Genomic DNA, 15,939 nt, shown 5'->3' with positions numbered 1-15,939 from the left:
TGGGTCCGAAAGGCGCATCCTCGCGGCCTGTCTGCCGCAAAAGGCAGAGGCCCTGGCTACCCCGAATATTTCAATTCTGCTGGATCGAAATGCCCTTGTCGTCGATCTTCAGTTCGACGCCCTTGGGCTTGGTCTGTTCGTGATAGACATATGCACCGAGCGCGATGACCACGACAACGAGCGCGCCGACAAGGAGATAGAGAGTGTTCTGTTTCACGGCGCGCTCCTTTGGCAGCAATTCCAGGAAAGCACAGGCTTTCTCCTGAGGAATTGCGTTGAATGAAACTTAGAGCGTCAAGCTCGCTTCAGAACCTTGACCAGCACCAGCAGGATGACGGCGCCGATCGTGGCGTTGATGATGGCAGCCAGAATGCCGCCGCCGATAGCGAAGCCGAGCCTTGGAAATAGCCAGCCGGCGATCAGGGCGCCGATAATGCCGACGATGATGTTGCCGATGAGGCCGAAGCCGAAGCCCGAGACGATGAGGCCGGCGAGCCAGCCGGCAATGGCGCCGATTATGATGAAGATGAGAAGGCTTTCGATGCCCATGACGCGTTCCTCCAGGAAGAGAGGCTACGGAGCGGAAGGCCCCGAATCGGCCTCGATATCAACCACTTCAGGCTATGCGAAAGCAGTTGCACCCGCCAGCGGCGCTCATTGATCGTCGTCATCGTCGCTGGAGACTGGCCGCCAGCTGGTCGGGTCGACCTTTTTCTGGGTATCGCTGTCGGTGTAGACCCACCAGGCGCCGTCGCGATATTGCCCGACGGATTCGCTGACGACGCCGGCGCCGTCCTTCCACAGAACAGTGACCTTGGACCCATCCGTCGGGGCGGACGCTATCGGTTTGCGGTCTGCCACGTCATCCCCCTCATTGAGTCGACAGAAACGCCACGACGCGTGTCTGGTTCCAAGGCTGCCGGAAGCGTTATCCGAAGGCCATCAGCTGTGGGCAAAAATATCCTCTTCGTCCCAACCCATCAAATCGAGCTTGGCACGCGTCGGCAGGAAGCGGAAGCAGGCGTCGGCTTCCTTGGTGCGCCCGTCCCGCGCCAGGCGTCCAGCCAGCACCTCGCGCAGACGGTGCAGATAGAGAACGTCGGAAGCGGCATATTCGAGCTGTTCGGGCGACAGGGTCTCGGCCGCCCAGTCCGACGATTGCTGCGCCTTCGACAGGCCGACGCCAAGCAGTTCGAAGCAGATGTCCTTCAGCCCGTGCCGGTCGGTATAGGTGCGGGTCAGCCGCGAGGCGATCTTGGTGCAGAACACCGGCTCCGGCATGACGCCGAAGGCGTTGTAGAGCACGGCGAGGTCGAAACGGCCGTAGTGGAACAGTTTCGATATGCCGCGGTTGCGGAGCAGGCTGACGAGGTTCGGCGCTTTCTTCTGGCCGGGCGCGATCTGGATCACGTCGGCCGAGCCATCGCCGGGCGAGATCTGCACCACGCACAGCCGGTCGCGGTGCGGGTTCAACCCCAGCGTCTCGGTATCGATGGCCACCGCGTCGACATTGTAGTGGGCGAGGTCGGGCAGATCGTTCTTGTGGAAGCGGATGTCGGGCATGGTTTTCTCCGGATCGCGGCGTAACTCGTCCTCGCCGCGATCCGCTGAAAAATCAACAAGAAAACTTCCCAGCCTCCTCAGCGCGTCAGCGCATCGAGAATGCGCGCCCAGGAGCGCTGGCCCTTGTGGAAGGAGGTCAGCTCGTATTTCTCGTTGGGCGAGTGGATGCGGTCGTCGTCGAGGCCGAACCCGACCAGCAGCGATTCCATGCCGAGATAGGTCTGGAAGTCGCCGACCACCGGTATCGAGCCGCCGCTGCCCGTTGTCACCGCTGGCTTCGGCCATTCATCCGACAGCGCAGTCTTGGCCTTGGCCAGGAATGGCGAGTCGTAGGAAAGCTGAATTGCCGGCCCGCCGCCATGCGGGTGGAATTCCACCGAGCAGTCGGCGGGAATGCGCGCCTCGACGAATTTTCGGAAGGCGGCGCGGACCTTCTCGGGGTCCTGCTTGTGGACGAGGCGGAAGGAGATTTTCGACGACGCTTCCGCGGCGATCACCGTCTTGAACCCCTTGCCAGTATAGCCGCCGATGATGCCGTTGAACTCGGCCGTCGGCCGCGCCCAGGTCAGTTCCAGCACCGAGCGGCCCCTCTCGCCCGACGGGATCGACAGGCCGATCGGCCCGAGGAAGCTTTCTGCGGTCTCGCCCAGCGTCTCCCATGACTTCAGGATCTGCGACGGCGTCTCCTCGACCCCGTCATAGAAACCGGGAATGGCGATGTGGCCGTTCTCGTCATGGATGTCGGCCAGGATTTTCGCCAGGATGCGGATCGGGTTGGCGGCGGCGCCGCCATAGAGGCCCGAATGCAGGTCGCGATCGGCGGCCTTGACCGTGACCTCCTCGCCGACCATTCCGCGCAGCGAAACGCAGATCGACGGCGTTTCGCGGTCCCACATGCCCGTATCGCAGACCAGCGCGAAATCGGCCTTCAGCTCATCGGCATTGGCCTCGAGGAACGGCTTCAGCGACGGCGAACCGGACTCCTCCTCGCCCTCGAACAGGATGGTGATGCGGCAAGGCAGATTGCCATGCACCTGCTTCCAGGCGCGGCAGGCCTCGACGAAAGTCATCAGCTGCCCCTTGTCGTCGGCCGAGCCACGGCCGGTGATTACCTTGTGACCGGGCTCGATCTCCTTGACCGCCGGTGCGAACGGGTCGTTCTCCCAAAGCTCGATCGGGTCGACCGGCTGCACGTCGTAATGGCCGTAAAACAGCACATGCGGCGAGCCGGCCGGGCCTTCATGCTGCGCAACCACCATCGGGTGTCCCGGCGTGTCGCGCACGGAAGCGTCGAAGCCGATCAGCTTGAGCTCCGACACCAGCCACTCCGCGGCCTTGCGGCAGTCGGCGGCATAGTCGGAATCGGTGGAGATCGACTTGATGCGGAGCAGGCCGAACAGGCGCTCCAGGCTCTGGTCGAGATTTTTATCGAGACGGTCGAGGACGGGGGTAATTGAGGACATGTCTTGCGGGCCTTTCTTTTCGGTGGCCGAACCGTAAAGGCAGCGCATCAAAACGAAAAGCCCGCGATCGTTAGACCACGCACCGTAACCACTTTTCAGAAGGCAAAAAAGAACCGCCGTGGTGGAGGGGAACCACGGCGGTCTTTACTCGAAACGATGCGGCAGCCCGGAGAGGGGGGATAGGCTGCCGCAATTGTCCGGGATAGGCGGGGGACGGGCCTTGCTCCGGACTCGGCGAAAACTGCCGATGACCTTTATTTGTGTCTCGGATCGTGGCGTTTCAAGGGCACAAAAATTACACTTTTGTAACATCGCCGTGAGCGCCGAGGCAAACAGCAGCAGGGCCTATCGGCAGGCAGGCTCTGTCAGCATGTCGCCGCAACACCTGTTGGAAGCCCGCCTTTGCCATGGACCGCGCCGTCCCGCCGCGCTATCCCTGCCGGCATGAAAAAAGGCGATCATCTCTTCCTTATCGACGGCTCCGGTTACATCTTTCGCGCCTATCATGCGCTGCCGCCGCTAACCCGCAAATCCGATGGGCTACCGGTCGGCGCGGTCTCCGGCTTCTGCAACATGTTGTGGAAGCTGATGCAGGACGCCCGCAACACCGATGTAGGCATTGTGCCGACGCATTTAGCGGTCATTTTCGATTATTCGTCGAAAACCTTCCGCAACGATCTCTACCCGGAATACAAGGCAAACCGCAACGCGCCGCCCGAAGACCTGATCCCGCAATTCGGTCTGATCCGCCAGGCAACCGTGGCCTTCAACCTGCCTTGCATCGAGATCGAAGGCTACGAGGCCGACGACCTCATCGCCACTTATGCCAGGCTGGCGTGCGAGGCCGGCGGCGACACCATTATCATCTCCTCCGACAAGGATCTGATGCAGCTGGTCGGACCCACGGTCGGCATGTACGACCCGATGAAGGACCGCCAGATCGGCATCCCCGAAGTCATCGAGAAATGGGGCGTGCCGCCGGAAAAGATGATCGACCTGCAGGCGCTGACCGGCGACTCCGTCGACAATGTGCCGGGCGTACCCGGCATCGGGCCGAAGACGGCGGCGCAATTGCTGGAACAGTTCGGGGACCTTGACGGGTTGCTCGCAAGGGCCAGCGAGATCAAGCAGGAAAAAAGGCGTGAATCGATCATCGCCAATGCCGACAAGGCGCGCATATCGCGCCAGTTGGTGACGCTGAAGAACGACGTGCCGGTGACCGACGGGCTCGACGATTTCGTGCTGCATGCGCCGGATGGGCCGAAGCTGATCGGCTTTCTCAAGACCATGGAATTCACCTCGCTGACCCGGCGCGTTGCTGAAGCGACCAGCACCGAAGCAGGCGATGTGCAGGCTGTCGCCGTCACCGTCGAGCGCGCCGACAATGCGCATGGCCCCGATGTCGGCTCCGGCACACCGGCGCCTGCGGCAACACAGGATGAAGCCAAAACCGAAACCGCCAAGGCCGGCGACGCCCCTTCGCTGCTTGCCGCACTTCGCCTGGAAACGGCCACCGCGGCCAAAATCGATCCCGCCGCCTATGTCGCCATCCGCGACACGCCGACGCTCAAGGCCTGGCTGGCCCAGGCCAAGGAGACCGGAACCGTCGCCTTCGACACCGAAACCACGTCTTCCGATCCGATGCTGGCCGACCTCATCGGTTTCTCTCTGGCGATCGGCCCCGGCCGCGCCGCCTATGTGCCGCTCGCCCACAAGAGCGGCGCCGGCGACCTGCTCGGCGGCGGCACGCTGGAGAACCAGATTCCGGTCCGCGAGGCGCTGGCGCTGCTGAAGCCGCTGCTGGAAGACAAATCGGTGCTCAAGATCGCCCAGGACGCCAAATACGACATCGTCGTCATGAGCCGCCACGGCATCGATATCGCGCCCTTCGACGATACTATGCTGATCTCCTATGTGCTCGATGCCGGCACCGGCCACCACACTTTGTCCTCGCTTGCCGACAAATGGCTCGGCCATGCCACGACGCCGCTCAAGGATCTCGCGGGCTCCGGCAGAAGCTCGGTCGGGTTCGACCAGGTCGACATCGACCGGGCGACCGCCTACGCCGCCGGCCATGCCGACGTAGCGCTGCGGCTATGGCAGGTGCTGAAGCCGCGGCTGGCCGCCAAGGGCCTGGTCTCGGTCTATGAGCGGCTGGAGCGGCCGCTGGTGCCGGTGCTGGCGCGGATGGAGCAGCGCGGCATCTCGGTCGACCGCCAGATCCTGTCGCGGCTCTCCGGCGAGCTGGCGCAAGGCGCCGCACGCCTGGAAGAGGAAATCTACGGCCTTGTCGGCGAGCGCATCAACATCGGGTCGCCAAAGCAGCTGGGCGACATCCTGTTCGGCCGCATGGGCCTGCCCGGCGGCTCCAAGACCAAGACCGGGCAATGGTCGACTTCCGCGCAGCTTCTGGAAGACCTCGCCGCCGAAGGCCACGAACTGCCGCGCAAGATCGTCGACTGGCGCCAGCTGACCAAGCTGAAATCGACCTATACCGACGCGCTGCCGGGCTTCATCCATCCCGACACCAGGCGCGTCCACACCTCCTATGCGCTGGCCGCGACGACCACGGGCCGGCTGTCTTCCTCCGACCCCAATCTGCAGAACATCCCGGTGCGCACCGCGGAGGGACGCAAGATCAGGACCGCCTTCATCGCCGACAAGGGCCAGAAACTGGTCTCGGCCGACTACAGCCAGATCGAATTGCGCGTGCTTGCCCACGTCGCCGAAATCCCGCAGTTGAAGCAAGCCTTCGCCGATGGCGCCGACATCCACGCCATCACCGCCTCGGAAATGTTCAACGTGCCGGTCGAAGGCATGCCGTCCGAAGTGCGCCGCCGCGCCAAGGCGATCAATTTCGGCATCATCTACGGCATCTCGGCCTTTGGGCTGGCCAACCAGCTGTCGATCCCGCGCGAGGAGGCCGGCGCCTACATCAAGAAATACTTCGAGCGTTTCCCCGGCATCCGCGACTATATCGAGGCAACAAAAGCCTATGCCCGCGAGCATGGCTTCGTCGAAACCATCTTCGGCCGCCGCATCCACTATCCTGAGATCCGGTCGTCAAACCCGTCGATCCGTGCCTTCAACGAGCGCGCCTCGATCAACGCCAGGCTGCAAGGCACCGCTGCCGATATCATCCGCCGCGCCATGGTGCATATGGACGAGGCGCTGGAAAAGGCCGGCCTGTCCGCCCGCATGCTCTTGCAGGTGCATGACGAATTGATCTTCGAGACGGTTGAAGCGGAAGTCGAGGCGACGATCCCCGTGGTGCGCAGGGTGATGGAGAACGCGCCGATGCCGGCCATCTCGATGTCGGTGCCGCTGCATGTCGATGCCCGCGCAGCGAACAACTGGGACGAGGCGCATTGAAGGTGCGATGATTGTCTTTGTCACCGGAGACCTGCTGGCCGCCCAGGAAAGCTATATCGCTCAAGGCGTGGCAGAGGGCAATCAAGAGGGCCTTGGCACCGGACTTGCGCTGAAGATTTCGAAAAAGTGGCCGAATGTGCAGGCTGCGTTCAAGAAATATGCTCGGACCGGCAGGTTTATTGGGGGTCATATCTGGACATTGGAGCCAGACGGCAATCAGCCGGGCTTCATTTATCTGGCAACCCAGCCAGATATGTATCACGCCACGCTTCCCTATTTACGGAAAGCAGTTCGCGGGCTTGTGAAATGGGCCGACAAAAACCGGGTAGAATCCATCGCCTTGCCAAAAATCGGGTCTGGGCTTGGCAAATTATCTTGGCTCGACGAGGTGAAACCCCTGCTTATGGAGCAGCTAACACCTGGGCCTACGCGGTACGTCGTCTATGAGACATTCTTGAACGAATTCGAGAATAGCGCACCGCCTCGGCTCAAGTAGGAAGCAAGCTAAGCCGCCTCAGCCAGGCACTTGGCACACGTCCCCCGAAACTCGATGACCGCCTTCTTCGCAGCAAACCCGGTCGAGCGCACCCATTCGTCCAGCCGGTGGCCGACGTCATGGTCGGACATCTCCATCACCTGCCCGCATGTGTCGCAGATAGCGAAGGCTGTCATCGAATGCGTATGGTCGTGCGGTTCGGCGCAGGCGACGAAGGAGTTGAGGCTTTCCAACCGGTGCACGAAGCCTGACTTCACCAGGCTGTCGAGCGCCCTATAGACCTGTAGCGGCGCGCGGAAACCGCGCTCGCGCAGCTGGTCGAGAAGCGTATAGGCGCTGAGCGGTCCGCTGGCGGCCTCAAGCTTTTCGAGCACGCTCAGCTGATTCTTCGTCAGCACATCCCTTGCCGCCATGATCCCGTTTTCCGATCGTTTAGAGCATGATGCCGAAAAGTGTGAAGCGGTTCTCGGACGACATCATGTTCTATCTGTTTGATCCAGCGCCGCTCGCAAATCATTTCTGCCATGCGGCGGTCTCAATTCCCTTGAGATAGCGATGAAGCAGGCTTTTTGCCACTGTTTCCGTTATCGCCATCGACACCATGACCACCACCGCCGATTGACGGCACCGACCACATTCAAAATACTGACAAAATTCGCGACGAAAGGTGCCGCACTTGCAAATTCGATCGGGCTTGGGGAAGCAATTATGATCAAACTGACACGACGGACGCTGCTCGTCGGCACGTCGGCGCTTGTGGCTGCCGGTACGGTTTCGTTCCGCGCTCTCGCCGCCTCGCGCACCTATCACGCGCTGCTGGTTGCCTGCACCGACTATCCGAACCTGCCGCAGAAGAACTGGCTGATCGGGCCGAAGAACGATGCCGGCCTGGTGCGCGACTATCTCCTGAAGAACACGCCCGATCCGGTGAAGTTCTCGGCCGAGAATGTGATCCTGCTCGCCAAGGACGTCGAAGGCGCCAACGGCCCGCCGACGCATGCGGCGATCAAGGCCGCCCTTGCCGACCTCGCCGGCAAGGTGCAACGCGACGATTTCGTCTATCTGCATCTGTCGGGCCACGGCGCCCAGCAGCCGCAAGCCAAGGCCGGTGACGAGACCGACGGCCTCGACGAGATTTTCCTGCCGTCCGATATCGACAAATGGATCAACCGCGAAGAGGGCGTGCCGAACGCGCTGGTCGACAACGAGGTCGGCGCCGCACTCGACGCCATCCGCGACAAGGGCGCCTTTGTCTGGGTGGTGTTCGACTGCTGCCATTCGGGCACCGCGACGCGCGCCGCGGAAGTCGATGACGAACTGGAGCGCAAGGTCGAGTTCGCCGACCTCGTCGGCGGCGACAACGCGGCGAGAGCAGCGGCGGTGAAGGCCTATGACGACATCTCGGCAAGCGCATCGCGCGGTTTCGACGAGAATGGCGGCCGCAAGCCGGCCTTCAACCTGACGCCGACCGGCGCAGAGCCGATCGCCAGGGGCAAGCTGGTCGCCTTCTATGCCGCGCAGACGGTCGAGACGACGCCGGAAATGCCGCTGCCCAAGGGCACGCCCGACGCGCCGCGCTTCGGCCTGTTCACCTTCACCATCCTGTCGAAATTGGCCGAGAACCCCAACGTCACCTATCGCCAGCTCGGCCAGGCCGTGCTGCAGCAATATTCGGCCGACGGCCGCACAAGGCCGACGCCCCTGTTCGAGGGCGAACTGGACGCCCGCGTGTTCGGCACCGACAAGACCGACGCCGTCATGCAATGGCCGATTGCCGTCAAGGACGGCGATGTCGCGATCGGCGCCGGGCTGCTGCAGGGTCTGACCCCCGGCAGCAAGCTCGCCATTTTGCCTTCGGCGCTGTCGAAGCTCTCCGACGCCGTCGGCTATCTCGAAGTGAAATTGGCAAAAAACCTCGAAAGCCAGCTCGCACCGGTCGAATTCGACGGCAAGCCGGCGCTTGCGCCGACGGCGGTGCCCGCCGGCGCCTATGCGCGCGTTGCCGAACTCGCAGTCGACTACAAGCTGCTGGTGGCAAAGCCGGCGCCGACCGCAGGGCTCGATAAAGAAACCGAGCTGGTCAATTCGGTTCTGGACGAATTGGTGGCGAAGCCGAAGTCCGGCTTCCACATCGCGCTGGTCGAGCCCGGCAAGAGCGCCGATCTGCGGCTTGCGGTGCTGCGCGAAAAATCCATGGACGGCGCTGCCGCCAACGCCAGCGACGAACCGGCGCTGTGGTTCCTGCCGGCGTCCGGCGACATCAGCTTGAAGGACGGCAGCAAGCCGCCGCGCATCGTCATCCATCAGGATGGCCGCGACAAGCTTGCGGAAAACACAGCCAAGAACCTGACCACGATCTTCCGCGCCACCGGCCTGTCGCGACTCGCCGCGGCGTCCGACTACCGGCCGGACGAGGTCAGCGTCCAGTTCCTGATCAAGCGCCAGGACAGCGATGTGCTGGAGCCGATCGAATCCTCGACGGTGCCGCGCGTTTCGCCGGGCGATCAGGTACACATTGCGGCCAAGAACGGGTCCGACGAGTTCGTCGACATCAACGTGCTCTACATCGGCAGCGACTATTCGATCACCCATATCGTCGCCGAGCGGCTGGCGCCGATCAACCAGCAGGCCGATCAGGGCCTGAAGGAAGGGCTGCTCGCCTTCACCGACACCAGCTTCGGCATGGAGCGCATGATTGCCGTGCTGACCGAGGCGCCGCCGCAGAGCGAGAAAGAGGATCTGAGCTTTCTTGCCCAGGAAGGCGTGCGCGCCGTGACGCGTGCCGCATCGGGAACGCCTGGTTTTTCCGACATGCTGGCCGACATCGGCATGGCGCCGGCGACGCGCTCGGTGATGCGGCTTGCCGACAAGAGCGGTCCCAAAGGCGCGGTGATGATCTTCCCGATGGAGACGGTGCCCCGCGCCTGACCTGACATCGCTTCGCCGGCTCTTGCCGGCGTGATATATGAACATTCCCGGCTCGCGACACTTCTATGCGCCGCGGCTGAATGCAACAGATGAGGACATCAGTGACTATCCCCGTGCTCTCCTGGCGTGCAGCGACGGCCGGCCTTGCCGGAAGCCTGTTGCTGGTTGCCAGCGCCTCGGCGGACGAGAATTGCGGCCTGTGCGCCAAGCAGATCGTCACCAACTCCGAGCTCGCCACCTGCTTTCTCGACCAGTACGACCAGATCGCCAAGACCGGCAACACGGCCGTTGTCGTCGATCTCTCCAGCTGCGCCTCGCGCGGCGTGGTCGAGCCCTTGCCGTCACCCAGCAAGGCGGCTGCCGAACCGGACGTGCAGTTCATGATTTCGCGCACGCAGCTCGATTGCCTGAAAAAGAAGCTGGAGACACCCGGCATCGTGCTCGATCCCACCGCCATTATCCAACTGGACAGCTGCGGATGAAAAAGCCGGGGGGCACTGCAACGCAAAAATCGCCAGCCACATCGGCGCCGGCACCGGCCAAGAAGCCGGCGACCTTGCCCGAAACCACCGAAGGCTTTCCGTGGCCGAGCAGTCACGAGATCAAGAAGGAAGCCAACCCGTTCACCGACCGCGACTGGCGCATGCTGATCTATGCCTGGTCGGGTCTCGCCGTGCGCCTGGCGATCGTCTTCACCTTGGGCTTCTCGGTCTTCCAGTTTCTGGCAAACCAGGAACAGAAGCGCGTCGAGCAGACGATGTCGCTGGTCGAGCTTTGGGAAAGCAAGGATTTTCAGCAGGCGCAGCGCGCGCTCAAGGAGCGCCTCTCGTCGCTCAACGCCAAATACGACAATCTGCTCAGCGCCACGCCGTCGCCGACCGAGGAACGGGTCTTCCGGCAACGCATTGGCATTGAGGCGATGACTGCCGGCGGCGGCACCATGCCGATCGCCGATTTCAACGACAATTTTGATCGCATCGTCTATTTCCTCAATCGTCTCTCCATCTGCGTTGAGGGCAAGCTCTGTTCGCGCGATGTCGCCGATGCCTATTTCCGCGACTATGCGGTGTCGTTCTGGAGCTATTTTGCCGGCTACATCGAAAAAGAGCGCAAGGCCGGTTCCGCCAGTTATGCCCAGGCGATCGAGAATTATGTGCGTCACGGGTCGGCGCCGCCCGCCGACTCCAAATAGCGGCGCAACAAGGTGCCGGGCAGCTCCCATCCCTTGCGTGCTATCCGGTGGCTAATCCTGGTCGGTCTTCTGGCGTTAACGTCAACCGCCGGTGCCGAGGACCTCGATTTCCACCTCGATCTCAACACCGGCGGCCACAGCGCCAGGGTCACCGACCTTGCCTTCACGCCGGACGGCGAGGAACTGGTCTCCGCATCTGACGACAAGACCATCCGCATCTGGGACTGGCAGAGCGGGGTGACGCTGCGCACCATTCGCGGCTATCTTGGCAATGGCAATGACGGCAAGGTCTTTGCGATTGCCGTGTCGCCGGATGGCAAGACGATCGCCGCCGGCGGTTATTTCGGCGCCGGCATCGGCGACAAGGCCCCTTATGGCGATATCAGGCTGTTCGATTTCGCCACCGGCAAGATCAAAACCGTGCTCAAGGCCGCCGACTATGCCATCTATGATGTCGCCTTTTCACCCGACGGAAACACGCTCGCCGCCGGCGGTGGCGATGGTTTCGTCTACCTCTGGCGGGCGGACGACAAATCCGCGTCGGGCTGGACGCTGGCGGAAAAACTCGATGCCGATTCCTGGCGTGTGGAAAAGCTCGCCTTCGCCGCTGCGGGAACCCGGCTGGTGGCGACGACCACCGACAACGGCATAAGGCTCTGGGATGTGGCCAAGGCTGAGGAAATCGCCTTGCCGACCGAGGCCGAACCGCTGCGGGATGTCGGCGTCGCCGCACTCGCCGTGTCATTGGATGGCAGCCTGTTTGCCACTGGCAGCAAGGACGGTGACGTCCAGCTCTGGCGGGCCAGCGACGGCAAATTCGTCCGCGCCATGCCGAAGCAGGATTTCCAGATCGGCGCTCTGAGCTTCGCCACGGGTTCGCGGCTTGTTGCGTCATGCAGCTATCGCTGCGCCGACAAGCATCGCTCGGCGGTCTGGAATATCGACAGCGGCGAGCAACTGCTCGACTATAACGGCCATGACGGCACGGTCTTTGCTGGCGCCGGCAATGCCGACGGCTCGCTGGTGGCGACAGCCGGCGGCACCCGCAACGCCATCCAGGTCTGGAACCCCATGACCGGCGAGCGCAAGGCGCTGCTGCAAGGGGTCGGCGAACCGGTGACGGCGATCGGGATCGATGCGGCGAGCAGCTCCATCGCTTGGGGCAACACCAACCCCTGCCCTGAACGCGTGTCCTGTCCCGAGCTGCAGGGCACGCTGGACAAGGTGCTGGCGCTACCGACGGCCGAGCGGTTCTTCGAGGACCCGGTGGCGTTTGCGGAACAGGGCGCCTATGCCCGCGCGGCACTCGCAGAGGGTGAGTGGTCGCTCCGTGCTGCCCCCGGCGGCAAGGACGGCCTGGAGAATGCCGTGCTCGAAATCGCGAGCGGCGGAAAGGTGATGCACAGCATCGAGAATTCCGCCACCAATGGCTTCGTCCATTCGGCTTACACGCTGATCGGCAATGGGCTTGGCCTGATCACCGGCGGCAGCGACGGCACGCTGTTGGAATACAAAACCGCGACCGCCGATGTATCGGGTGAATTCACCGGCCACACCGGCGAGATCAACGCCATGGTTGCCGCCGAGAAGGAAGGGCTGTTGGTCACCGGCAGCGCCGACCAGACCGTGCGGTTGTGGAATTTGAAGAGCCACAAACTGATAGTGTCGATGTTCTTCGCCGGCTCCGAATGGATCGCCTGGATGCCGCAGGGCTACTATTATTCCTCCGCCGATGGCGACAAGTTGATCGGCTGGCACGTCAATCAGGGCCGCGACCACGAAGGGCGTTTCATCAGCGCCGGCCAGCTGAAGAAATATCTCTGGAGCCCGGAAATGGTGCGCCGGGCCATCATCCTGCGCAGCGCCGAACAGGCGGTCCAGGAAATGCGCCCCGGCGTCGACCGCGAGCTGGAAAAGCTGCTCGAGCGCAAACCGCCGGAATTCGGCATCAAGCTTGCCGCCGACCAGAGCAACGTCCGCGAGGGCTATGTCGCCGTCGAGATTTCGGGCGCGCAGGAAGCCGGCGCCGATGTCGCCGGATTTTCGATCCTGTCGGACAGCCGCAATGTCGGCGATGTCACCGCTCGGTCAATCGATGGCGGCAAGAGCACCATCGTCGAAGTGCCGGTCGAGAATGGCGAAAACACCATTCGCATCACCGGCACCAACGAGTTCGGCTATCTGACCGAGCGCAGTGTCACAGCACTTGCCAGGAAAACCGAAAGTCCAGCCAACAAGGGCAAGCTCTACGTCGCCGTGATCGGCGTCGACAAATATCCTTTCCTCACCGATGCATGCGCTGGCCACGCCTGCGATCTGCGCTATCCCGTCGATGACGCCACTGAATTCCTCAAGGTGATTTCGCAGAAATCCGCGCCCTTGTTTTCGGCGATGGAGACGCTGGTTCTGGTCAACCGCGAAGCGCTGGATGAGGCGCCCGATGCCGGCAAGGACGTTTTCAAGGTCGCCAACGCCGACAGCATCCTGGAGCCGGATTCCGACACGATCGACGACCAGCTCGCCGATTTCCTCGACAAACCCGGCGAGAACGACACCACCATCATTTTCGTCGCCGGTCACGGCATCAACATCGACGAAGACTATTATTTCATCCCCACGGACGGCCGCAAACAGGATCCCGACCGCTGGAAGCGCTCCTCGCTGGTCGACTGGGGCGACATCCAGAAATCGGTTGAGCGGGCCAAGGGCCTGCGCTTCATGCTGCTCGACACCTGCCACGCCGCCAACGCCTTCAACCCGCGCCTGGAAAAAGACGCGCAGGACGCACGCATCGTCGTCTTCTCGGCCACCGCTGCCAACAACACCGCCGCCGAACTGCCCGAGCTCGGCCATGGCGTCTTCACCTATTCGATCCTCGAAGGCCTGCGCGGCCGGGCCAAGACCTCCGACGGCGGCGTGACGCTGTTCGGCCTCGCCGACTACATTTCGCGCGAAGTGCTGCGGCTGACCGCGTCCAAGCAGAAGCCGTTCTACTATGTCGGCGGCGTGGAGAACATTGTGCTGGCTGAGCCGTGAGAGGTCGGCGCCCAGGCACCCCCCTCTGGCCTGCCGGCCATCTCCCCCGCAAGGGGGGAGATCAGTCTCTTCATTGCTGGAGATCTATTTTCAAGGTTGATGATTGGCGAAAGCCGAGGCGACATCCAATCTCCCCCCTTGCGGGGGAGATGTCCGGCAGGACAGCGGGGGGTGCCTGGGCACGGACCAGCATTCTGGTCTTTGCCACCGCCTTGCTTATCCTCTCAGTGCTTCAAGCGTCTGCCGCCCCCATCACCTGCCCGCCCGGCGACACAAACTTCCCGTCCTTCTACTCCGACCCCACACTCTTCACCGACGCCATCGCCGCCGTCGCCAGAATCGAGCCGTCCAACCAACGCCTCACCGGCATCACAGTCCCCCACCACCTGCTCGTCGCAGATCTCGTCGCACTCGGTTTCCACGCCGCGTCCGGCTTCCGCTACAAGCGCATCGTCATCCTGTCGCCGGACCATTTCCACGAGACGCAGAAACTCTTCGCCACGACGCCGCGCGGTTTTGAAACAGTGCTCGGTCCAGTCCAGGCCGACACGGAAGCCGTGCACCTTCTGGAAGCGAACAGCGACATGGTCGAAGACTCCTGCCTGTTCGCCAGGGAGCATGGCGTGCAGGCGATGCTGCCTTTCCTGCATCACTATTTCCCCGAAGCTGAAATCGTGCCGGTGGCGATGTCGGTCAAAGCCAAGCGAGCCGACTGGGACCGGCTGGCGCAGGCGCTGAAAGCGATCGTCGACAAGGACACGCTGATCGTCGAATCCACCGATTTCTCCCACTATCTGCCGCAGCACGAAGCCAGGCGTTTCGACCAGCAGACGCTGAACATGCTCGCCGCCGGTTCGCTCGACGGCATCGCGGCGCTGCGCCAGCCGGATCACGCCGATTCGGTCGGTGCGCTCTATATCCAGACCAGGCTGCAGCGCGAACTGTTCGGTGCTGCGCCGCTGGTCGTCGCCAACGAGAACTCGCAGGCGCATTCAAGCGACTATGTCGAGCGCACCACCAGCTATGTCGTGGCGCTGTTCGGCACCTTCGGCCCCGGCTTCAACAATCCTGCCCGTCCCGACGACAAGCTCTACTATTTCGCGGGCGACGTGAATTTCGGCCGCGCCATGAAGAAGATCCTGGTCCGCGACGGTGTTGCCGAGAAGATCGTCGAAAGCGTGCTGGCCCTGACCCGCTCGCGGCCGCTGATCGTCAATCTCGAAGGCGTGATCCTGCCCAACGTCCCTGAAGCGATCGACGACATGACGCTGGCCATGCCCGCAGACCTCGCCATCGACATGCTCAAGAAATTGCATGTCGCCGCTGTCAGCCTGGCCAACAATCACGCCTACGACCTCGGCCCGTCAGGCTATGCCGAGACGCTGGCCGCACTCGATGCGGCCGGCATCGCCCATTTCGGGCAGGGCGAGACGCTGGCGCTTGCCGATCTCGACCTGGTCGGGCTGACCGACATCGATACCAACGGCTCCAGGAACACCGACCTTCTGACGCCTGCTTTGCTCGACCGGCTGCTGCACGACAATGCCGAGCGGCCGGTGATTGCCTTCGTCCATTGGGGCCGCGAGTACAAGACGGAGCCGTCGCCGCGCGAGGAGATGCTTGCCGACCAGATGCGGCTGCGCGGTGTCACGGCAATCGTCGGCGGTCATCCACATGTATCGAGCGAGGCGATCCTGCCGCTCGGCGGCGGCGATGTTGCGGAGATCTATTCGCTCGGCAATTTCCTGTTCGACCAGAAAGCCGAACGATCGTCCGGGTCGATGCTGGAACTCAGGGTGTTCAGCCAGGACACGATCTTTGCCCGGCTGATCCCGCTGCCCAATTTTTTCGAGATGGGCTCGAAATGACGCGATTCCCGAAAGGACGTG

General features: G+C 62.8%; 13 protein-coding genes. 7 read left to right on the top strand and 6 right to left on the bottom strand.

Annotated features, from left to right (window positions below):
• Positions 1–70: 70 nt before the first annotated feature.
• The 5 genes from NLY33_RS10260 to NLY33_RS10240 form a co-directional block, all read right to left on the bottom strand.
• Positions 71–217, bottom strand: coding sequence for a hypothetical protein (locus NLY33_RS10260; RefSeq protein WP_023686592.1), 147 nt, complete (start codon positions 215–217; stop codon positions 71–73).
• A 77-nt stretch (positions 218–294) separates the two neighbouring features.
• A complete protein-coding gene (locus tag NLY33_RS10255) occupies positions 295–549 on the bottom strand; it encodes a GlsB/YeaQ/YmgE family stress response membrane protein (protein ID WP_023704219.1) in 255 nt (84 codons plus the stop codon).
• Between the two features lie 105 nt (positions 550–654).
• The gene (locus NLY33_RS10250) at positions 655–861 is read right to left on the bottom strand and encodes a hypothetical protein (RefSeq protein ID WP_023704220.1); all 207 of its coding nucleotides are present in this window, start codon (positions 859–861) and stop codon (positions 655–657) included.
• Between the two features lie 81 nt (positions 862–942).
• A complete protein-coding gene (locus tag NLY33_RS10245) occupies positions 943–1,563 on the bottom strand; it encodes a ribonuclease D (protein WP_023698188.1) in 621 nt (206 codons plus the stop codon).
• Positions 1,564–1,640: 77 nt separating this feature from the next.
• Positions 1,641–3,026 (bottom strand): M20/M25/M40 family metallo-hydrolase, encoded by a 1,386-nt coding sequence (locus NLY33_RS10240; RefSeq protein WP_023704221.1) that lies wholly within the window; start codon positions 3,024–3,026, stop codon positions 1,641–1,643.
• A 444-nt stretch (positions 3,027–3,470) separates the two neighbouring features.
• Here NLY33_RS10240 and polA point away from each other — a divergent pair, with 444 nt between their 5' ends.
• Complete coding sequence (polA, locus tag NLY33_RS10235) at positions 3,471–6,398, top strand: DNA polymerase I (RefSeq protein WP_023707571.1); 2,928 nt, start codon at positions 3,471–3,473, stop codon at positions 6,396–6,398.
• Between the two features lie 7 nt (positions 6,399–6,405).
• Complete coding sequence (locus NLY33_RS10230; protein ID WP_023691986.1) at positions 6,406–6,894, top strand: macro domain-containing protein; 489 nt, start codon at positions 6,406–6,408, stop codon at positions 6,892–6,894.
• An 8-nt stretch (positions 6,895–6,902) separates the two neighbouring features.
• On the opposite strand, the gene NLY33_RS10225 is transcribed toward NLY33_RS10230, so the two are convergent.
• Positions 6,903–7,307, bottom strand: coding sequence for a Fur family transcriptional regulator (locus tag NLY33_RS10225; protein WP_023686595.1), 405 nt, complete (start codon positions 7,305–7,307; stop codon positions 6,903–6,905).
• A gap of 295 nt (positions 7,308–7,602) precedes the next feature.
• Here NLY33_RS10225 and NLY33_RS10220 point away from each other — a divergent pair, with 295 nt between their 5' ends.
• The 5 genes from NLY33_RS10220 (at position 7,603) to amrB (ending at position 15,918) form a co-directional block, all read left to right on the top strand.
• Entirely contained in the window at positions 7,603–9,822 is a 2,220-nt protein-coding gene (locus NLY33_RS10220) for a caspase family protein (protein WP_023704223.1), read from the top strand.
• A 101-nt stretch (positions 9,823–9,923) separates the two neighbouring features.
• Positions 9,924–10,304, top strand: a complete 381-nt coding sequence (locus NLY33_RS10215; protein ID WP_245260181.1) for a hypothetical protein — start codon at positions 9,924–9,926, stop codon at positions 10,302–10,304.
• Positions 10,301–11,014 carry a DUF4760 domain-containing protein gene (locus NLY33_RS10210; protein ID WP_023700125.1) on the top strand — a complete coding sequence of 238 codons (714 nt, stop codon included), beginning with the start codon at positions 10,301–10,303 and terminating at the stop codon, positions 11,012–11,014. Before NLY33_RS10215 ends, NLY33_RS10210 begins: the two co-directional genes overlap by 4 nt.
• Positions 11,015–11,026: 12 nt before the next feature.
• Positions 11,027–14,050, top strand: coding sequence for a caspase family protein (locus NLY33_RS10205; protein WP_031196014.1), 3,024 nt, complete (start codon positions 11,027–11,029; stop codon positions 14,048–14,050).
• 149 nt (positions 14,051–14,199) lie between these two features.
• Positions 14,200–15,918, top strand: a complete 1,719-nt coding sequence (gene amrB, locus NLY33_RS10200) for an AmmeMemoRadiSam system protein B (protein WP_023704226.1) — start codon at positions 14,200–14,202, stop codon at positions 15,916–15,918.
• Positions 15,919–15,939 lie beyond the last annotated feature (21 nt).

Origin of the sequence: Mesorhizobium sp. C432A, from assembly GCF_030323145.1 — a bacterium.
Lineage (GTDB): Bacteria > Pseudomonadota > Alphaproteobacteria > Rhizobiales > Rhizobiaceae > Mesorhizobium.
Note: the sequence above shows the minus strand (reverse complement) of the source record. Positions and strands in the feature narration are given on the sequence as shown.